We start from the raw sequence: 18,614 nt of genomic DNA on the forward strand, positions 1-18,614 counted from the left end.
CGGGTTCTATAGATCCATCGCGGTGCGATAGCCTTCGGACGTGGCGGCGAGCACCGTGCGTGGCGCCCAGGCATCGCCGATCACCCGCACGTCGATCCCGGTGGCACGGAGTGGCGCCTCCAGCGCGAGATCGGGGATGCGCGGGGTGGCATAGGTGAACAGCGCGACGTCGCAGATCGTGCCGGTCGCGCCGGTGAACACGTCCGCATAGGATACCTCGCCTTCCTCGAAACGTGAGGTGGCGAGCGGGGCGACGTTGCAGATGGCGACGATGCCCTTGGCGGCGAAGCGCGCCTGCACGCCCTGACGGGTGACCATCGCCTCCTCGCTGGCGATCCGGTCGCGGTCGGTGAGCAGGACGACGCGGTCGAAGCGGGCATGCAGCAGCTCGGCGGCGGCATAGGTGAAGGCGGTGCCGTCGGCATCGTGGATCACCGCGGTGCCTCCCTCGCGCCCGGTCCGCTCGGCAAAGGCGGCGGCGACGGTGCGCAGGTCCGGGAAGAACTCGCGATATTCCTCGGGCAGGTAGGATGGCACCGCCGGGGTGGCGCCGGTGGCGAGGATCACCGCGTCCGGCGCAAGGTCGCGAACCGCATCGACGGTGGCGATGGTGTTCCACCGGAAGGTCGCGCCCGCGCGAGTGGCGGCAAGGCGCTGGTAATCGTAGACGCTGCTGAGGTTCTCGCCGCCGGGCAGCAAGGCGTGGAGTCGGGTCTTGCCGCCCGCCTCGTCCGATGCGGAGAAGACCGTCACCGCGTGCCCGCGCGCCGCCGCGACCCAGGCCGCCTCCATGCCGGCGATCCCCGCGCCGACCACCACCACCCGCTTGCGCGTCTCCGCTGGCGCGGGCGTCCAGTCGGCCTCGTCGGGCGTGCCGACGCGCGGATTGTTGTCGCAATTGAGCCCGCGCCCGACGTTGATCATGTGCCAGCAGGTGTTGCAGCCGACGCAATAGCGGATCTGCGCTTCGCGGCCCTGCTCGGCCTTCACGCCCCAGGCGGGATCGGTGACGAGCGGGCGGCCCATCATCACCAGATCGGCGAGGCCATCGCGCACGATCCGCTCCCCCTCGTTCGGGTCCGTGATCAGCCCCAAGGCGCCGAGCGGCACGCCCGGCGCATGGCGGCCGAGTGCGGCGATCCGGTCGACATAGGGGGTGCGGGGGCCGTGCAGGTCCGGCAGATGCTCGTAGAGGGTGTGGCCGTGCGCGCCCCAGCAATAGGTCAGATAGTCGACCGTGCCGGTGGCATGAACCAGCTGCGTGATGCGCGCGGCTTCGGCGAGCCCGATGCCGTCCGCCATGCCATCCTCGGCGGGCAGCTTGACGCCGAGCACGAAGCCCGCGCCGCAGCTCTGGCGCAGCGCCGCGATCAGCTCCAGCAAGAGGGTGGCGCGGCCGTCGAGATCGCCGCCATAGCGGTCCTCGCGCACGTTGGAGCGGCGCGCGAGGAACTGGTGGAACAGGTGGCCGTGCCCGGCGGAGATCTCGACGCCGGCGAAGCCCCCCTGCTGGAGCGCGCGCGCCGACTGCGCAAACTCGGCGATCATCCGCTCGATCTGCGCGATCGAGAGCGCGTGCGGGATCGTGCCGCTGAGGTCGTCCGGCAGCGCCGAGGGGCCATAGGCCTGCGGGTTGCGGAAGCCCGAGCGGAAGCCGCGGCCATTGTCCTGCACCTGGCCGAGCATCAGGCTGCCGTGCCGGTTCACCGCCTCCGCCCAGCGCGCCAGCGCGTCGGCGTTGACGCCCGACAGCACGGCCGGGCGGGTCGGCAATTGCTGCCAGGAGAGCATCGCCATCGGCTCGCTCACCAGCATCGCCGCGCCGCCGCGGGCGCGATTGGCGTAATAGTCGATCAGCCGGTCGGTGACGCGTCCGCCTTGGGCGAAATGCGTCGACATGGAGGCGTGGACGATGCGGTTGCGCAGGGTGCGGCCGCCCACGTCGACGGGCGAGAAGAGGTGCGGGTAGGCGTTCACGGAGCTGATCAGTCGCGCGTGTGCATCCGCATGACCCGCTGGAAATAGGCGTTGCGCCAGGCGTTGCGCTCCGCCTCCACTGCGGCGTCGGCGCGGTAGCTTTCGATGCCCTCGCGCGTCACCACACCCTCGGTGTCGAGCAGCCGCTCCACCGTGTCGAGCCGTTCGCGCATCACCGCCAATTCGGTCATCAGTTCGAAGACGAAGGTCATCACCTGGTCGATCGCGGGATCGTCGAAGAAGTGCGGGCGCGGGCCCTTGCTGCTGCGCGGCAGCGAGACCTCTTCGGGCGGGCGGAACTCGGGCATCATCGGTCCTCGATCGGGTGGGTCCGGGCGGCGGAAGGGCGCCGCCCGCACCTTGACGGCTCAGAAATCGAAGCGCGCGCGCAGCGTCCAGCGACCCGGCTCGTTGAGATACGGGAAGATCAGGAAGGATGCGACATAGCGCCGGTCGAAGCAGTTGGCGCATTCGGCCGAGAGGCTCCAGCCCTGCTCGCGGTTCCGCAGCATGAGGCCGGCGTTGTACAGGCTGTGCGCTTCCTGGAAGCCGCGCGGGTCGTTCTGCGCGGAGGGGAAACTGCCGTCGGTATAGGCCCAGGTGCCCGAGGGGATCAGCTGAAAGTCGCCGAACTCCGCGGTGTAGTTGATGTTGAGCGTGGAGTTGAACGGCGCGACGCGGCTGGGCAGGGCGATGTCGCCCGATTGGGTGACGATGCCCTGGTTGCAGCTGGAGGTGATGCCGGCGCGGCACCGCTCCGCCTGCTCGAGCACGGTGGGGTCGACATTCTTGAAGCGCGCATGCTGGAGGCCCGCGGTCCAGGAGATGTTGAGGCCGCGGAACGGCACCACCGTCAGCTCAGATTCGAGGCCGTAGTTGCGCAGGTCCGCGAAGTTGCGGGTCACGTAGATGATCTGGCCGGGTACCAGCGGGTTCTCGCGGCCGGCGGGCAGCTGATTGTCGAAGTCGTTGAAGTAGAAGCCGGTCAGGTTGAAGCGGACGCGGCGGTCGAAAAACTCGGAGCGCAGCCCGCTCTCGAACGACCAGATCGTTTCGCGATCGAAGGGGAACATGCCTGCCGCGTTATAGGCGCGCGACACCCAGCCGCCCGACTTAAAGCCCTTGGTCGCCGAGGCGAACACCGACACGTCCGGCGCGAACTTCCAGTTGAGCGCGAAGCGCGGCGTCCACACTTTTGCGTCCTGCCGCACCGGATTGCCGGCGAGGATCACGTCCACGGTGGAGAAGGGCTGGTTGAGGCCGACCGGCGGCAGCGGCGATGCGTTGGGCCGGAAGTTGATGTCCTTGAATTCCGCAGTGTAGCGGATGCCGGCTGTCGCGGTAAGCGAATTGGTGACCTTATAGTCGGCTTGCAAATACCCTGCGATCGCATCGGTGTTGTTGCGCATCGTTCGGTCTGCGAAGAGCGTGCCGACGCCGGTGGTGCCGATCGAAAGGTTGGCGAAGCTGGTCTCGTTGTCCTCACGGATGTAGTAGACGCCGCCGACATAGGTCAGCTTGTTGTCGAAGGCATTGCCGGTGAGCTTGATCTCCTGACTGAACTGCCCGTGCCAGCTGTCATTGGCAAGAACCGACGTGGAGCCCGGTACCGGCGTGATGATGTCGTTCGGATATTCATAGACCGTAGCAGTGCTGAGGAGGCTGCCGGCGCTGTCGGTGAGATATTCGTTGTAGATGTGACGATAGCCGGTGATGATGTTCACCGTGACATTGTCGATGATGTCGAGCTGCAAGTTGGAGGTTGCCGACCACGTTTCGGCGACGTTGCCGAGGGTATTGTCGGCAAGCTGGGGCGACAGATACTCGCGGCCGAACACGTCCGCGACGGTCTTGCCTTCTTGCAGCCTGGTGAAGCTGACGCGGTCCTTGCTGTCGCGATCGTAAAAATTGGGGAAGTTGGCGTAGCTCTGGTAGTTATAGTCGGCGGTCACGTCCCAGGTGACGTCCGCGCCCAGGAAGCGCAACGCGGCGCGGCCGCCATAGCTGTGCTCGGAGTTCAGCCGCTGGCCGGTGACGCGGTTCTCGACATAGCCGTTGTCGTCGACGAAATAGCCCTGGAATTTGCTGAGCAACTTGTCCTGGACGATCGGCAGGTCGATCGCGCCGCGGATGGTGGCGCGATCGTAGCGGCCGTAGCTTCCCTCGACGAAGCCGCCCGCCTCACGCGCCGGCTTCTTGAGGATGACGTTGATCGCGCCGCCGGTGGTGTTGCGGCCGAACAAGGTGCCCTGGGGCCCGCGCAGCACCTCGATCCGCTCGACATCGAAGAACTGGAAGTTGTTGGCGCTCTGCCGCGACATGTAGACGTCGTCCACATAGGTGCCGACCGGCAGGTCGAAGGTGGAGATCGTCTCGTTGTTGTTCAGCCCGCGCATCGAATAGCTGTTGGCGGTGCCGACCGAGGTATTGTTGTGCGCGATCAGGTTCGGGACATAGGCGAACAGATCGATGGTGCGCGTGATCTGGCGGGTCTGGAGATCCTGCTGGGTGAAGGCGCTGACCGCGAGCGGCACGTCCTGGAGGCGCTCCTCGCGCCGCTGGGCGGTGACGACGATGTCGCCGATGCCTTCCTGCGCATCGGGGGCAACCGAGGAGGAGGGTTCCTGCTCGGTCGTCGCCTCAGTTGGCGCCGAGGTGGAAGTGGTGCCCGGCGCGGTCGTCTGTGCCTGAGCGCCGCCGGCGAGCAGGGCCGACAGACTGAGCCCGGTGATGAGCAAGGTGCGAAGCTTGGTCGTCATCTCGTATCCCCTTTCGCATTGGCCCGGACGGGGATCAGCCCGTCCGGACGTTCCCCGTTCCCGAGGCAAAGCGTTCCCGTGCCCCGCCGATCGACGACGGCGGGGCTTATCCTGCGTAACGATATTTTTATTTGTTATATGTCTAAGACATTTGAGCAGGCGAGTCACGCGGTTTGTGACGGTTTTTATCTCCGGCCGCGCGTGTTGCCGGGGTGCAACAGGTCAGCCGTTGTACGCCGGGCGCGCCAGCGCGGCGCCGAGCCAGCGGGCGACGTTCGGATACCCGTCGAGGCCGACCTTCGCCGGTTTTGCCAGCGCGGCGATTGCGGCGACGTTGATGTCGGCGACGCTGAACGCATCGCCCAGCAGCCACGCGCGCCCGTCGAGCGCCCGATCGAGCACCGCGAGCGGCCCCTGAAGATCGGCCTCCGCCTTGTCTGCGGCAGCGGCGTCGCGCTGGTCCTCAGGTTTGATCGCGCGTTCAAACAGGCAGGTGGTGAGCGGCTTCTCCAGCTCGTTCAGCCCCCAAAAGGTCCATTGCCAAACCAGCGCCTCGCCGCGGACATCCTCGGGATAGAGGCGACCGAGCCCGTGCGCCTTGGCGAGGTACAGGCTTTGCGCGAAGGATTCGAACAGGACGAAGCCGTCCTCCACCAGCGCCGGCACCTTGCCGTTCGGATTGATCGCGAGATAGGCGGGCTGCTTGATCTCGCCGGGCGCCGGCTCGATGCTCTCGACCGCGAGGCCGAGTTCGCGCGCCACCCAGAGCGGGCGCCGGGCGCGCGAGCCTGGGCGACCGTAGATCGTGAGGGTCATTCGCTGGCTCCGTCGAGGAAGTGGAGGATGGGGGCGGCCCATTCGGGCGCCCGCTCGAACACCATGCCCGCGCCACCGGGCAGCTCGGCATAAGCCCAGCCGGGGCGGCGGCGGACCAGCTGCTGCCCCATCGGAAACAGCCGGTCGGTGCGGCTGGCGATCACCAGAGTCGGGCAGGCGATACGATCGAGGTCTGCCTCCAGATCATAGGCCGGGGCGGCGCGATGGCCGTCCTCCTTCCATGGGCCGTTGGCGAAATAGGCGACCAGGCCGACATGCACCGTCTCGTCGCTCCAGGCGGGATCGGCGATGCGGCGGACTACCGCCCAGCGATCGGTGAAATGGCTACCGTCCGGCTTGATCTCCTGCACGTCGGCAAGGTGTGCCGCACGCTCGGCGCGTTGCTCGGCCGAGTAATAAGGCATGTTGTCGGTGACCAGCGCACGCACCCGGGCGGGATGCTCCGCGGCGAGGCGTGCAGCAACCAGCCCACCGCCGTGGTGGCCGGCGACCGCCACCGGCGGCAGATCGAGCGCGGCGATCACCGCCGCCACCGTCTCGGCATAGCCGTCGATGCTGGCGGCAGTGCGCGGCGGATCGGACATGCCGTGGCCGGGCAGGTCGGGCACGATCACGCGATAGCCGGCCTCTGCGAGTACCGGGATCGCCCGGCGATATTGGATCGAGCCCCAGGGCGCCTGGTGGACCAGCACGATCGGTGCGCCTTGGCCCAGCTCGCGGTAATGGACCTGGCCCTCGGGACCCTCGACATAGCCGCGGCGCTCGCCCGGCAGCACGTTGACTGGCGGCAGCATCAGGCGGCCACCCGCGCGGCGAGCCGCTCGCCCAGCAGGCGCCCGAAGGTGAGGGCGGGGGTGACCATCATCCCGCCGCACGCCGCCTTGCCCATCGTCTGGCCCGAGCCGAGCAACTCGCCGGCGGCGTAAAGATTGGCGATGACGCTGCCGTCCTCGCGGATCACGCGCAACTCGTCGTCCACCGCCAGCCCGACTGCGCTGGAGATCGAGCTGCCCTGCATGCGGATCGCGTAGAACGGCCCGGTGCCGATCGGCTGCGGCGCATGGGCGCGGCCGAAGAAGTCGTTGCCGGTCTCCACCCCATAATTGAACCCGGCGACCGCACGGACGAGCCCGGCGGGATCGATGCCGGCCGCCGCGGCGAGCGCGTCCAGCGTGTCGGCATGGCTGAAGGCGGGGCCGTCCTCGGCAAAGGCTTGGACAATCTGCTCGCGGCTCCAGCCGACCAGGATCGGCGGCGCGGCATCGAGGATCGCCTGGTCGAAGATGATCCAGTAGCGCCGGTCGGGTTGCTCGCTGAGCGCCATCTCGCGCGCGTCGACGCTGCGGATGTCTTCGCGGATGAAGCGGTCGCCGCGGGCGTTGACGTAGATTTCCCAGGGTTCGCGTCTCTCCGGGAAGGTTTCCACCGTCGCCAGGGCGCGGGCCGGGAAGCTGTCCGCATTGTAGAGCGTGCCGAAGTTGTTGAACACGTTCTCGTGCCCGCGCAGATAGCCGCCGGCGCCTCGGCCGAGCGCCAGACCGGCGCCGCGCGAGAAGCGCCACGGCGCGGCATTGTAGAGCGGGTAGCCGCTATGCTCGGCGAACAGCTCGGGATGCGCGGCATAGCCGCCGGTGGTCAGCACCACCGCGTCGCCGTCGAAGCGCAGCGTCTCGCCGGCCGCGTTGCGCGCCGACACGCCGCGGACGGCGCCGCCATCATCGGTCTCGAGCGCGGTCGCCTCATGCTCCAGCCGCAGATCGACCTTGCCGTCGGCGACCAGCCCCTCGACGATCGGCACCAGCACGTCCTTGACGCTGACCCCGCCCTGCGGGCCCCAATAATAGCGGTTCTCGCTATAAGGTTCGTGACCGAAGCCCTTGATCGGGTGTTCGGGTAAAGGCTCGAACCCGCGATCCATCAGCCAGTCGAACGTGGCGGCGGCATTGTCGATCGCCAGCCGGGCGAGCCCGCGGTTGATGGTGCCCCGGCTGATGCGGATCACGTCGGCGAAATGCGCGTCGGGCGTGTCGGCGATGCCGCGTTCGCGCTGGAGTCGGGTGCCGGCGGCGCTCATCTGGCCGGTCGCGACCCAGAGGGTGCCGCCGAGCACGTCCGCCGCCTCCAGCAGCAGCACCCGGGCGCCGCGCTCGGCCGCGAAGATCGTGGCAGTCAGGCCGGCCGAGCCGCCGCCGACGACAATCACATCCCACATCGCTTGCCTCCGTTCTGAAATGCAGAACAACGTTCCACAAGCAGGCTAAGCGGGGACAATGCGGCGGGTCAAGGCCGGTTTTCGCGGGCGAGAAGATAATCGGTCGAACGGCTGCGCGGCATTGACAGCCAACCCGAACGGCAACATTCTTTCCGTTGGAACAACGTTCTAAAATACGGAACAAGGATTCGATCATGCTCCTGCGCAATATTCTTGTTGCCTCGCTGATCGCCGCTCCGGCCGCTGCCGAGGAGCATGCGCCACAACCGGCACCGACGATGCGCGCGGAAGGTTGCCATCCGCCGGCGCCGGACGACGGCAGCTGGGACGGGCTGGGCGTGCTCAAGGGCGGCAAGGGTTATGCGCCGACGCCGATGGGGCAGGTGCATTATCGGCTGATGGGGCCGGCGGATGGGCCGGTGCTGCTGCTGATCCACCAGACGCCCTGGTCGCTGATCGAATGGGCGGACATCCAGCCCTGCCTCGCCGCGCGCGGCATCCGCACGCTGGCGGTGGACACGCCCGGCTATGGCATGTCCGACGCGCCGGAGGGCAAGCCGAGCATCCAGGCCTATGCCGACAATGTCGTGCCGGTGCTCGACCATCTGAAGCTCCGCCGGGTGGCTGTGGCGGGGCATCATACCGGCGCGGCGGTAGCGGCGGCGCTCGCGGCGCGGCACCCGGACCGGGTGACCGGCGTGGTGCTCCATGGCGCGCCGAATTACAACGACGCCGAGCGCGCGCAGCGGCTGGCGATGCCGCATCCGGACCTGACGCTGCGGCCCGACGGCAGCCACCTGAGCGCCTATTACGCCAAATTGTGGAAGGCGCAGGGGGTGGCGCCGCGCAACCTGGCGACGATCAACTGGTCGACGCTAAACATCTTCCTGGCCGGCGCCTCCGACGTGGCGCATGCCGCGGTGTATCACAACGACATGGCCGGCGACCTGAACCGGATCGCGGTGCCGGTGCTGGTGCTTTCGGACGGCGGCGACGCGCTCCACCAGATCGACCAGCGGACCGGCGCGATGAAGCCCAACTTCCGCTATGCCAAGTTCTCCGACGGCTCGGCGCACTCGCTGCTGGTGGAGCCGGCGCGCTGGTCCGACACGGTCGGTGCGTTCGTCAAGACGCTGGCGCGCTGACCCTCAGGCGACCAGGCGGGTTCCCGCCGGAGTCGCCGAGGCGCCGAGCGCGCGCGAGGCCTCCGCGGCGGCGGCGCGCACCTGGGTGATCAGCGTCGCCTGGTTCTCGTCGGTGAAGCGCGACAAGGGCAGGGTCAACCCCATCGCGGCGAGGAGCTGGTTGTCCGGCCCCCAGACCGGCGCCGAGACGCCGCCCACTGCCGGCTCCCACTCGCCACGGTTGATCGCGATGCCGGCGGCGCGCACCTCCTCGGTCGAGGCCTCCAGCTCGGCGGGCTTGGTGACGGTGCGCGGCGTATAGGCGCGCAGCGGCTGCGCCAGCGTCTCGCGCAGCGCGGTGGGGTGGAAGGCGAGGAAGATCTTGCCGGTGGCGGAGCAATGCGCGGGCGCGCGCTCGCCGATCTCGGAAAAGGCGCGCACCGAATGCACGCCCTCGGCCTTGTCGATGTAGATCACTTCCGGCCCGGCCGAGATGGCGAGGTGCACTGTCTCCAGCGTCGCGCGGGCGAGCCGGTCCATGATCGGGCGGATGGTGCGCCTGAGGTCCAGCCGCTCGATCACCTTGGCGCCCTGCTGCCAGATCTTGAGCGTGGCGGCATAGCGGCCGTCGACCGCGGAGACATAGCCGAGCTCCACGAAGGTCTGGAGCGTGCGGTGGATGTTGCTCTTGGGCAGGCCGACCTGCCGCGCCAGTTCGGACACGCCGATCGGCTCGGGCGACGCGATCAGCGCCTCGAGCACGGCCATGCCCTTCACGATCGTCTTGTCCATGGATCCTCTCGGCGGTGGCGCGGCGCCGTCAGTTATGGGGCGCAGGGCCGGCCTGCGCCAGTGCCGTCTCGAGGTCCCGCACGGCGACGCGATAGTGTTTCAGGCCAAAGAGCACGGTGAAGATCGAGGGGATGCCGATCAGCAGCACGTAGAAGCAGAGCACCACGCCGATCTTCTTCGGGTCACCGGTATAGTCGGTCGCCGCGCCGATGATCGGCGGGCCGAGCAGCGGGCCGATCAGCGAGATGAAGGTGTTGAAGATCGCCAGTCCCTGGGTGCGCATCTCGCCGGGGATGATCTGCGCCATGGAGGCGGGGCCGCCGGCGGTCGCCACCGACTTGCCGATGAACGCGACGAACATGAAGGCGATGCCGAACTGCGCGCTGGGCATCACCGGATAGAGCGCGCTGGCGGGCACGCAGATCAGCAGGCCGAGGATCAGCACGCGCATCGACCCGTCGACATGGCCGGCGAACCTTTTGGCGGACCAGACCGCCAGTGCGGTGCCGATCGGGCCGGCGGTGAAATAGAACAGGCCGGTGATGAAACCGGTCTGCGCGATGCTCCACCCCCACACGCGGCTGAACAGCGGCACGTTCCACAAGGTGAGCGCGCTCAGCGCGAAGTTGCAGGTCGATCCCACGATCAGCGCGCCGAAACCGCGCCAGCGCGCGCCCATGTAGCGGAAGGCGGCGGTGCCGCTGGTCTTGCCGGCCAGCCGCTCCTGCCGCTCGGGTTCCTTCACCGTCAGCATCATGCCTGCGAACAGGAAACCGGGGATGCCGACCAGCACGAAGGTCGCCTGCCAGGGCGCCAGCGTGCCGAACACCGGCCAGGTGACATGGCCGAGCTTGGTGAGATAGCCCACCACCGCACCGCCGAGCAGGAAGGCGAGGCCCGCGCCGAGATACGGCCCCGCCATGTACACGCTGATCGCGCGCGCGCGCTCGCGCCGGTTGAAATAGTCGCTGATCATCGAGACCGAACAGGGGCTCACCACCGCCTCGCCCAGCCCAAGGCCGAGGCGCATCAGGAACAGCGGCAGGAAGGTCGCGACCAGTCCGCTGCCGACCGTCATCGAGCACCAGATGACGATGCCTGTGAACAGCAGCCACTTGCGGTTGGAGCGGTCGGCGAACCAGCCGAGCGGGATCGCGGCGAGGACGTGGAACATCGAGAACGCGGGGCCGAGCAGCAGGCCGACCTCGAAATCGCTGAGGTGGAGCGAGGCCTTGAGCGGCTCCACCAGCAGCGACAGGATGAACCGGTCGAAATAGGACAGGATGAAGATCGCCAGCAGCAGGACGACGACATACCAGCGGTAGGCCGAACCCTTCTGCTGCGGCTCGGCGCGGTCGGGCGCGACGGCGCCGCTCAAGCTTGCCACGCGCTCAGGCCGCCTTGCGGCTGCCGAAGACGTACCAGCCGCCCTTGCCGTGGCGCGGCCGGCCTGGCTCGTCCCAGCCGAACGCCTTTGTGCGATCGGGGTAGGCGCCGATGTCGGGCAGGATCAGCGCGAAGCTCGCGGCGGGGTCGAAGCCGGCCTTGTCCATCAGCGCGATCGGATCCTGGTTGCGCCAGGCGGTGTACGCGGGCTCGTTGTTGTTGCGCGTGTCCCAGTTCCAGAAGTAATTCTCCCAGGCGTCGACCAGATGGTGCGCGGGCAGTTCCTGATGGACCATCAGCCCGCCTGGTCGAAGCAGCCGGTGACATTCGGCGAGCACCTTCTTGGTCGCCCAAACCGGGATCTCGTGGAAGAAGAAGCTGGAGACGATCAGGTCGAAATGACCGTCCGGGAAGTCGGTGCCTTCCGCATTCTGCTGGCTGAAATGCACCGGCACGCCCTCATGCTCGGCGATGGCATGGCCGTAGCGGAGCAGCGGCGCGCCGACGTCGATGCCGTGCGCCTCGACGCCGGGGAAGGCGGGGACATAGGGGATGAGGTTCTTGCCCGAGCTGGTGCCGATATCGAGCATCCGCTTGGGCGTGAAATCGGGGAACTCGGCCTTGATCCAGCGGCTGATCACCTTGGCGACGCCGCCCCAGGCGCGGTGGCTCTGCTGCGCGGTGAAGACGCGCGCGCCCAGGCTCACCACCGCGCCCTGCGCCACGTCGTCGTCGGTGAATTCCGAATGGAAGCAGCCGGGGGTGAGGTGCACGTCCATCACGTCGACATACTTCGGCACCTCCAGCCCGGCGTCGGTGCGGAGGCTGCCGCCGGCGGGACTGCGCTCCGCCGCGTCGCGCGCCGCGGCGACCAACTCGGGCAGCGCGCGCTCGACCTGCGGCTGCACCGACTGGAAGCACATCTCCTGCGCATTGTAGCGAAGCGTGCTGTAGAAGCGGTAGCTGGCCTCGCTGCGCATCGCCCGATCGATGTCGTGCCAGCTCTCGGCCGGTTCCTTCATGCGCGGCGCGATATGGGTACGATAGTCCACCTCCAGCGCCTCGGCGAAATCCTGGATAGCGTGACGGCGTAGTGTGCTGCAGAACTTCTGGCGCGCCAGCTCGTCATGCGTGGGGCGGGTGAGCTGCTCAATATCCGCGACCGCGGCGTTCGAAAGACCGGTGTCCGTCATGGCTGACCTTTCGTTCTGAATAACAGAACCTTGTTCCGAATCGAAGCGTAACGTGGTCTGGTAAGCCACACAAGGCCTTCGATCCGCGGCGCAGCTTCCGCCAAAAAACAGGGTTGCGCAACGCCAATTAGTCATAGACCTATAACAAATCAGCAGCGGCAGGCGGGGAGAACGCATGGCGGCGGAGCGGACGGGCGTGATCGTGGTGGGGGCGGGGCCGGTGGGGCTGACCGCCGCCTATCTGCTCGGCCATCACGGCATCCCGTTCACGCTGATTGCTGCCGAGCCGGTGCTGGCGACCGACCTGCGCGCCTCCACCTTCCATCCGCCGACGCTGGACATGCTCGACGTGCACGGCCTCGCCGCGCCGCTGGTCGCGCAGGGGCTGGTCAGCCAGACCTGGCAGATCCGCCTGCACCGCACCGGCGAGCGCGCCGAATTCGATCTTGCCGCCATTGCGGGCGACACCCGGTATCCCTTCCGCCTCCAGTGCGAACAGTCGCGGCTGTGCGCGCTGCTACTCGATCGTATCCGCGCCGATGGCAGGGGCGAGGTGCTGCTCGGCTGGCAGGTCGACGCAGTGTCGCAGGACGGCGCGGTCGCGACCGTCACCGCACGGCCGATCGACGCGCCGGAGGCCGAGCCGCGCACCTTCGCGGCGCCCTATGTGATCGGCGCGGATGGCTCGCGCAGCGCGGTGCGCGCCGCTGCCGGCATCGCCTTCAAAGGCCGCACCTATCCCGAGACCACCGTGCTGGCGACCACGACCTTCCCGTTCGAGGCGCATCTCGAGGGCCTGTCCAACGTCAATTATGTCTGGAAGGAGGGCGGCACCTTCTCCCTGTTGCGCCTGCGCCAGCTGTGGCGGTGCAGCCTCTATCCCGATGGCGACGAGAGTATCGACGAAGCGCTGATGCCGGCGAGCATCGCCCGCAAGCTGAACGAAATCGCGCCGGGTGCGGGCGATCACCCGGTCGGGGAGACGCGCGCCTATCGCATCCACATGCGCATCGCCGACAGCTACCGCGCCGGCCGGCTGCTGCTGGCGGGCGACGCCGCGCACGTCAACTCGCCCTCCGGCGGGATGGGCATGAACGGCGGGGTGCATGACGCGTTCGAACTGGTCTCGACGCTCGCGGAGGTGTGGAACGGCGCCGACGCCACCCTGCTCGACCGCTACACCCGCCGTCGCCGACCGATCGCCGAGCAGGAGGTGCTCGCCCAAGCGGACCGCAACCGCGCGCGGATGCAGGAGCGCGACGACGGCAGGCGCCGCGAGATGCTGCACGCGCTCCAGCGGACCGCCGCCGATCCGGACACGGCGCGCGAGCACCTGCTGCGCAGTTCGATGATCGCGGGCCTGCGCCGTGCGGCGGCGATCACGTGAGCGGCTATGATTATGGCCGCGCCGGGCTGGTCGGCATCGGCACGCCGCAGGCCAATCCTACGGTCGAGGCGGAGATGGCGATCCTGCTGCCCGCCGGAATGGCGATGGCGGTCACCCGGCTGACCAGCGTCGTCGGCGCCGCGCCGCTGGAACGGCTGCGCGACTATCTGCTCCACCTGCCGCTGCACCTGGCAGCCTATGACACGTTGCGGCCGGCGGTGTTCGGCTTCGCCTGCACCGCCTCCTCCTATCTGGTCAACGACGGTGCGGCGCGCGCAGTGCTGGACGCCTGCGAGACGCGGTTCGGCTATCCGGTGATCACCGCCGCCGACGCGATCGCGCAGGCGCTCGACCGCATCGGCGCGCGGCGCATCGCGCTGGTCAGCCCCTATCCCGCGTCATTGCGCGAGGCGGCGGTGCGCTTCTGGTCCGCCAAGGGCTATCGCCTCAATCCGGTGCTGGCGGCGGGCGACCTGATGCCCGATGCGGACACGCGCGGCATCTATGCGCTCGGGAGTACGCATGCGGCGGCGGCGCTGGCACAGGCGGACCTGTCCGGCGTCGATGCGGTGCTGCTGAGCGGCACCGGCATGCCCTCGCTGCCGCTGATCGCCGGCTGGACCGGCGCGATGCCCGTGCTCTCGTCCAACCTGTGCCTCGCCGCCGCGCTCGCCGCACCGCTCGGCCAGGGCGACCTGCTCGATCTCGAAAGCGCCGCCGGCCGCGCCTGGCGCGCTCGCTGCCGCACCGCCACGCTGGAGGCCTGACCGATGGACACGATCACCGCTCTGATCGCCGGGGAGACGATCACGCGGGGCGAGGCACCGATCCCGATCATCGATCCGGCGACCGACACGTTGGTCGCCGAACTGCCCGAAGCCTCCGGCGACACGGTCGACCACGCGGTGGCGGCAGCGCGGCGCAGCTTCGAGGAGGGCGCGTGGCGGACCATGCCGGTGGAGCAGCGCCAGGCGGTGCTGCGTCGCTGCGCCGACCTGATCGACGCCGCCGTCGAGCCGCTCGCCGACATCGAATGCACCAACACCGGGCTGCCGCTGGCCCAGATCAAGGGGCGTTCGATCCCGCGCGCGGCGGACAACTTCCGCTTCTTCGCCGATTACATCGGCCAGGCGACCGGGCGGCTGTACGAGCAGCATCCCGATTACCTGACCATGGTGCGGCGGGAGCCGATCGGGGTCGCCGCGCTGATCAGTCCGTGGAACTCCCCGATCGCGCTCGGCTCGATGAAAATCGCTTCCGCAATCGCCTTCGGTAACAGCTGCGTGATCAAGCCGTCCGAACAGGCGCCGCTCGGCATCAGCCGGCTGGTCGAGGTGATCGGCGCCGCCGGGCTGCCGCCGGGGGTGGTCAACCTGGTCAACGGCCGCGGCCACAGCACCGGCGATCGGCTGGTGCGCCACCCGGATGTGGATTGCGTCGCCTTCACCGGCGGAACGCCGACCGGGCGGGTGATCATGCGCACCGCGGGCGAACTGCTCAAGCCGGCGGTGGTCGAGCTTGGCGGCAAGTCCGCCAACATCATCTTCGACGATGCCGATTTCGAGGCGGCGCTGGACGGCGCGCTGCTGGGCATCTTCACCAACAACGGCCAGCAATGCCTGGCCGGCTCGCGCATCCTCGTGCAGCGCGGCATCGCCGACCGCTTCGTCGAAGCCTTTGTGGAGCGGGCGCGGCGGATTCGGGTGGGCGACCCGCGCGATCCCGCCACGGTGATCGGGCCGATGGTGTCGCAGCGACACCGCGATCATGTGCTGAGTTTCGTGCCGGGGGGTGCGGCGGAGGGCGAGACGCTCACCGGCGGCCGCCGCGCCGGCGAGGTCGGCGCCTATGTCGAGCCGACTTTGGTGCGCGTGTCCGATCCTGACGCGCGCGTGTTCCAGGAGGAGATCTTCGGGCCGTTCGCCGCGCTGATGGTGTTCGATACCGACGAGGACGCCTATTGCCTCGCCAACCACAGCCGCTTCGGCCTGGTCTCCTACGTCTGGTCGCAGAGCCTGCAACGGATCATGACCGCGCAGGAGCGGCTCCAGGCGGGCACGGTCTGGTGCAACACCCCGATGATGCGCGAGCTGCGCGCGCCGTTCGGCGGCTGGAAGGAGTCGGGCATCGGCGCCGACGGCGGGCTGGAATGCGAGGCGCACTACACCCGCGCCAAGACGGTGAGCGTCCCGCGCCGGCCGCTGCCGCTCAGGAAGCTGGGCGCGTGACCGCGCCGCGCCGAATCTGGCTCGCGGTCGGGCTGCTGTTCCTGGCGCAGGCGCTGTCGCACCTCGACCGGTTCCTGCCCAGCCTGCTGATCGGGCCGATCAAGGCGGACCTTGGGCTCAACGACTTCGAGGTCGGGCTGCTGCTCGGGCCGGCGTTCGCGGTGTTCTACTGCACCATGGCGCTGCCGGCGGGCTATCTGGCGGACCGTTACAGCCGCCGCAAGCTGCTCGCCGGCGCGATCGCGATCTGGTGCGTGATGACGATGCTGGCCGGGCTGGCGGACAGTTTCGGGCTGCTCCTGCTCTCGCGGCTCGGCGTCGGGCTGGGCGAGGCGGCGCTGACGCCGTGCGCGCTGTCGCTGATCAGCGACTGGTTCGATCGCAGCCGCCGCCCCCGCGCGGTGGCGTTGATGATGGCGGGGACCACCTTCGGCTCGGCGATGGCGTTCCTGTGTGGCGGGCCTTTGGTGGCCTATATCGTCACGCTGCCGCCGATGACGCTGCCGCTGGTCGGCACGGTGGAGCATTGGCAATCGGTGTTCCTCCTCGCCGGCCCGCCCGGCCTGCTGCTCGCCGCCGCGATGCTGACCGTGCCCGAGCCGCCGCGCACCGAGCGGATCGGTGCGGCGATCGGCGAGGATGCGGCGCACCACATCCCGCTCGGCGCCGCCTTGCGCTTCATGGCCAGCCGCTGGCGCGCCTTCCTGCCTTTGGTGGTGGGCAATGCCGGGTCGCTGTCGATCGGCACGCTCAGTCTGTGGAACACCGCCTTGTTCGAGCGCAGCTTCGGCTGGGACGTGCGTCGCTTCGGCGTGACCGCGGGGCTCATCTATCTCGGAGTCGGCCTCGTCGGCTATCCGCTCGCCGGCTGGCTGGCGAGCCGGCAGCTCAAGGCGGGGCGCGCCGACGGCACCTTGCGCGTGTTCCTGCTGGGCATCTCCATCGTGGTGCCGGCGACGATCTTCTACCCGCTGGCGCCGAGCGGCGGCTGGGCGGCGGTGGGCTTCGCCTTCTTCATGCTGGGCCAATGCCTGTGCGGCACCGCGGGGCCCTCGTCGCTGACCCTGCTGACCTCCAGCGACGTGCGCTCCACGGTGACCGCTGTCTATTTCATGATCCTCAGCCTGGTCAGCCTGGTGATCGGGCCGCTGCCGGTGGGGCTGCTGGTCGATGCGTTCGGCGATCCCGCCAGCCTCGGCCGCGCGATGGCGATCGAGGCGGCCGTGATCGGCGTGCCGGCGATCGTGGTGCTGGTGCTCGGCTTCCCCGCCTTCCGCCGCGGCGTCGCCGAGGTGGAGCAGCTGATCGCCGCCAGCGCACGCAAGGAGACTCAAGCATGACCGATCGACCCCGGCTGGGCGGCATCCGTGCCGTAACCTATTCGGTGCCCGACATCGCCGCGATGGAGCAGGCCTATGCCGGCGTGCTCGACTATCGCGTCACCGATCGCGGCGCGGTTTCGCCCGCGCGCGCCGCCTTGTGGCAGGCGCCGGAGGTGGCGGGGCGGCGCTACGTCTCGATGACGCCTGCGAGCGGCGAGGCGGTGCCGCTGCACTTCGTCGAGACCCCGCTTCGCGAGCCATGGCGCGCGCTCACCACCCATGGCTGGAACGCGACGGAGATCATCGTCGAGGATGTGAACCGCCTCGCCGAGCGCATCCCCGGCTCGCCCTTCCGCCGCATCGGCGGCCCGCGCCCGCTGACCAATTATCCCAAGATCAGCGCGATGCAAGTGATCGGGCCGGCGGGCGAATGCGTGTACCTGACCCATGCGCCGCCCGGTTGCGGCATGGACTTGGGGCCGGCGCGATCGTTCGTCGGCCGCGTCTTCTCGGTGGTGGCGGGCGGGCCCGACATTCACGCGATGAACGCCGCCTATGCGGGCGCCTTCGCCAACCCCGTCCGCCCGCCCAAGCCGACGCCGATCGGCATCATCAACGAGGCGAACGGCCTGCCCGCGGATCACAAGACCAACCTCGGGCTGGTCGAGCTGGACTGGGGGACGGTGCTGGAGCTGGACGGCTATGCCGAGGCGATGGGTCCGCGCCCGTGCCGCGCGGGCGACCTGCCGCCGGGCATGGCGGTGGTGACGCTGGACCTGTGTGCCCCAGGAGGCGCCTACGATCCCGATGCGGTGCGGTCGCCGCGGCTGTCCGACGCGCCCGATGCGCGGCTGACCCTGTGGCAGGGCGGCGCGGGCGAGCGGATCGAACTGCTGGCCACCGGAGGAGACGCCTCATGAGCATCGAGCGGGAGATCGGCGATTTTGTCGCTGAGTATGTGCGGCTGTGGAACGCCTATGACGTGCCGGCGATGCGCGCTTTGTGGGACGAGGCCGAGCCGAGCCCGATCTATGTCGCCGAGGAAGCGGAGCCGATGATCGGCTGGCCTGCGATCCGTGCCTATTGGGGGATCGACCGCAGCCGATCCGACCGGCTGCTGACCTGGGACCGGCTGGAGGTGCGCGAAGCGGCGCCCGACCTCGTCATCGCCTTCTATCACATGCGCTGGAACGTGTTCATCCCCGGCAACCGGCTGTACCCGCGCCCGTTCGGCGGCGCGGTGCGGGTCAGCGCGATGCTGCGCCGCAAGCCGGAGGGATGGCGGCTGTTCCATTATGTCGAGGCGCCGCTCGCCGCGCTGATCCAGCTGCGCCAGGCCTCCGAAGCGATGGTCGATCCGGCGCTGCACGCGCGGATTGCGGCCAGGGCGGGCTGAG

16 protein-coding genes are annotated in these 18,614 nt (G+C 68.9%); 7 read left to right on the top strand and 9 right to left on the bottom strand.

The features are described 5' to 3' along the window. Nucleotides 1-6 precede the first annotated feature (6 nt). The 6 genes from ACFDTH_RS01455 to ACFDTH_RS01480 all read right to left on the bottom strand — a co-directional run bounded on the left by ACFDTH_RS01455 (nt 7) and on the right by ACFDTH_RS01480 (nt 7,785). Nucleotides 7-1,977, bottom strand: coding sequence for an FAD-dependent oxidoreductase (locus ACFDTH_RS01455; RefSeq protein WP_375285723.1), 1,971 nt, complete (start codon nt 1,975-1,977; stop codon nt 7-9). Nucleotides 1,978-1,985: 8 nt separating this feature from the next. Beyond that, nucleotides 1,986-2,285, bottom strand: coding sequence for a hypothetical protein (locus tag ACFDTH_RS01460; RefSeq protein ID WP_375285724.1), 300 nt, complete (start codon nt 2,283-2,285; stop codon nt 1,986-1,988). Between the two features lie 60 nt (nt 2,286-2,345). Next, nucleotides 2,346-4,736, bottom strand: coding sequence for a TonB-dependent receptor (locus tag ACFDTH_RS01465; RefSeq protein ID WP_375285725.1), 2,391 nt, complete (start codon nt 4,734-4,736; stop codon nt 2,346-2,348). 222 nt (nt 4,737-4,958) lie between these two features. Then, nucleotides 4,959-5,552: a glutathione S-transferase family protein gene (locus tag ACFDTH_RS01470; RefSeq protein ID WP_375285726.1), complete on the bottom strand. Its 594-nt coding sequence runs from the start codon at nt 5,550-5,552 to the stop codon at nt 4,959-4,961. Beyond that, a complete protein-coding gene (locus ACFDTH_RS01475) occupies nt 5,549-6,367 on the bottom strand; it encodes an alpha/beta fold hydrolase (RefSeq protein WP_375285727.1) in 819 nt (272 codons plus the stop codon). Before ACFDTH_RS01475 ends, ACFDTH_RS01470 begins: the two co-directional genes overlap by 4 nt. Beyond that, nucleotides 6,367-7,785, bottom strand: a complete 1,419-nt coding sequence (locus ACFDTH_RS01480; RefSeq protein WP_375285728.1) for an FAD-dependent oxidoreductase — start codon at nt 7,783-7,785, stop codon at nt 6,367-6,369. Before ACFDTH_RS01480 ends, ACFDTH_RS01475 begins: the two co-directional genes overlap by 1 nt. A gap of 194 nt (nt 7,786-7,979) precedes the next feature. Between ACFDTH_RS01480 and ACFDTH_RS01485 the strand changes: the two genes are divergently transcribed. Then, nucleotides 7,980-8,930: an alpha/beta fold hydrolase gene (locus ACFDTH_RS01485; RefSeq protein ID WP_375285729.1), complete on the top strand. Its 951-nt coding sequence runs from the start codon at nt 7,980-7,982 to the stop codon at nt 8,928-8,930. 3 nt (nt 8,931-8,933) lie between these two features. Here the strand turns inward: ACFDTH_RS01485 and ACFDTH_RS01490 are convergent, their stop codons facing one another. Genes ACFDTH_RS01490 through ACFDTH_RS01500 form a run of 3 tightly spaced genes read right to left on the bottom strand, consistent with a single transcriptional unit; the run spans nt 8,934 to nt 12,280 of the window. Continuing rightward, a complete protein-coding gene (locus ACFDTH_RS01490) occupies nt 8,934-9,701 on the bottom strand; it encodes an IclR family transcriptional regulator (RefSeq protein ID WP_375285730.1) in 768 nt (255 codons plus the stop codon). Between the two features lie 28 nt (nt 9,702-9,729). Continuing rightward, nucleotides 9,730-11,088, bottom strand: coding sequence for an MFS transporter (locus ACFDTH_RS01495; RefSeq protein ID WP_375285731.1), 1,359 nt, complete (start codon nt 11,086-11,088; stop codon nt 9,730-9,732). 4 nt (nt 11,089-11,092) lie between these two features. Continuing rightward, nucleotides 11,093-12,280 (bottom strand): methyltransferase domain-containing protein, encoded by a 1,188-nt coding sequence (locus tag ACFDTH_RS01500; RefSeq protein WP_375285732.1) that lies wholly within the window; start codon nt 12,278-12,280, stop codon nt 11,093-11,095. Between the two features lie 175 nt (nt 12,281-12,455). Here ACFDTH_RS01500 and ACFDTH_RS01505 point away from each other — a divergent pair, with 175 nt between their 5' ends. From ACFDTH_RS01505 to ACFDTH_RS01530, 6 genes are read left to right on the top strand one after another with little or no spacing between them, the layout of a single operon-like run. Further along, the gene (locus ACFDTH_RS01505; RefSeq protein WP_375285733.1) at nt 12,456-13,667 is read left to right on the top strand and encodes an FAD-dependent oxidoreductase; all 1,212 of its coding nucleotides are present in this window, start codon (nt 12,456-12,458) and stop codon (nt 13,665-13,667) included. Further along, nucleotides 13,664-14,434, top strand: coding sequence for a hypothetical protein (locus tag ACFDTH_RS01510; protein WP_375285734.1), 771 nt, complete (start codon nt 13,664-13,666; stop codon nt 14,432-14,434). Before ACFDTH_RS01505 ends, ACFDTH_RS01510 begins: the two co-directional genes overlap by 4 nt. A 3-nt stretch (nt 14,435-14,437) precedes the next feature. Continuing rightward, a complete protein-coding gene (locus tag ACFDTH_RS01515; protein ID WP_375285735.1) occupies nt 14,438-15,895 on the top strand; it encodes an aldehyde dehydrogenase in 1,458 nt (485 codons plus the stop codon). After that, a complete protein-coding gene (locus ACFDTH_RS01520; protein WP_375285736.1) occupies nt 15,892-17,235 on the top strand; it encodes an MFS transporter in 1,344 nt (447 codons plus the stop codon). The genes ACFDTH_RS01515 and ACFDTH_RS01520 overlap by 4 nt, the downstream gene beginning before the upstream one ends. Beyond that, on the top strand, nt 17,232-18,137 hold the full coding sequence (locus ACFDTH_RS01525) for a hypothetical protein (RefSeq protein ID WP_375285737.1): 906 nt from the start codon (nt 17,232-17,234) through the stop codon (nt 18,135-18,137). Before ACFDTH_RS01520 ends, ACFDTH_RS01525 begins: the two co-directional genes overlap by 4 nt. Beyond that, entirely contained in the window at nt 18,134-18,613 is a 480-nt protein-coding gene (locus tag ACFDTH_RS01530; protein WP_375285738.1) for a YybH family protein, read from the top strand. Before ACFDTH_RS01525 ends, ACFDTH_RS01530 begins: the two co-directional genes overlap by 4 nt. Nucleotide 18,614: the final 1 nt, after the last annotated feature.

This window comes from Sphingomonas sp., from assembly GCF_042096255.1.
GTDB lineage: Bacteria > Pseudomonadota > Alphaproteobacteria > Sphingomonadales > Sphingomonadaceae > Sphingomonas.

What these genes read in the sequence shown, in the direction of transcription:
- ACFDTH_RS01480 (WP_375285728.1), bottom strand. Translation starts at nt 7,785, where the DNA reads ATGTGGGATGTGATTGTCGTCGGCGGCGGCTCGGCCGGCCTGACTGCC.
- ACFDTH_RS01525 (WP_375285737.1), top strand. Translation starts at nt 17,232, where the DNA reads ATGACCGATCGACCCCGGCTGGGCGGCATCCGTGCCGTAACCTATTCG.
- ACFDTH_RS01490 (WP_375285730.1), bottom strand. Translation starts at nt 9,701, where the DNA reads ATGGACAAGACGATCGTGAAGGGCATGGCCGTGCTCGAGGCGCTGATC.
- ACFDTH_RS01485 (WP_375285729.1), top strand. Translation starts at nt 7,980, where the DNA reads ATGCTCCTGCGCAATATTCTTGTTGCCTCGCTGATCGCCGCTCCGGCC.
- ACFDTH_RS01505 (WP_375285733.1), top strand. Translation starts at nt 12,456, where the DNA reads ATGGCGGCGGAGCGGACGGGCGTGATCGTGGTGGGGGCGGGGCCGGTG.
- ACFDTH_RS01470 (WP_375285726.1), bottom strand. Translation starts at nt 5,552, where the DNA reads ATGACCCTCACGATCTACGGTCGCCCAGGCTCGCGCGCCCGGCGCCCG.
- ACFDTH_RS01460 (WP_375285724.1), bottom strand. Translation starts at nt 2,285, where the DNA reads ATGCCCGAGTTCCGCCCGCCCGAAGAGGTCTCGCTGCCGCGCAGCAGC.
- ACFDTH_RS01515 (WP_375285735.1), top strand. Translation starts at nt 14,438, where the DNA reads ATGGACACGATCACCGCTCTGATCGCCGGGGAGACGATCACGCGGGGC.
- ACFDTH_RS01465 (WP_375285725.1), bottom strand. Translation starts at nt 4,736, where the DNA reads ATGACGACCAAGCTTCGCACCTTGCTCATCACCGGGCTCAGTCTGTCG.
- ACFDTH_RS01500 (WP_375285732.1), bottom strand. Translation starts at nt 12,280, where the DNA reads ATGACGGACACCGGTCTTTCGAACGCCGCGGTCGCGGATATTGAGCAG.
- ACFDTH_RS01475 (WP_375285727.1), bottom strand. Translation starts at nt 6,367, where the DNA reads ATGCTGCCGCCAGTCAACGTGCTGCCGGGCGAGCGCCGCGGCTATGTC.
- ACFDTH_RS01530 (WP_375285738.1), top strand. Translation starts at nt 18,134, where the DNA reads ATGAGCATCGAGCGGGAGATCGGCGATTTTGTCGCTGAGTATGTGCGG.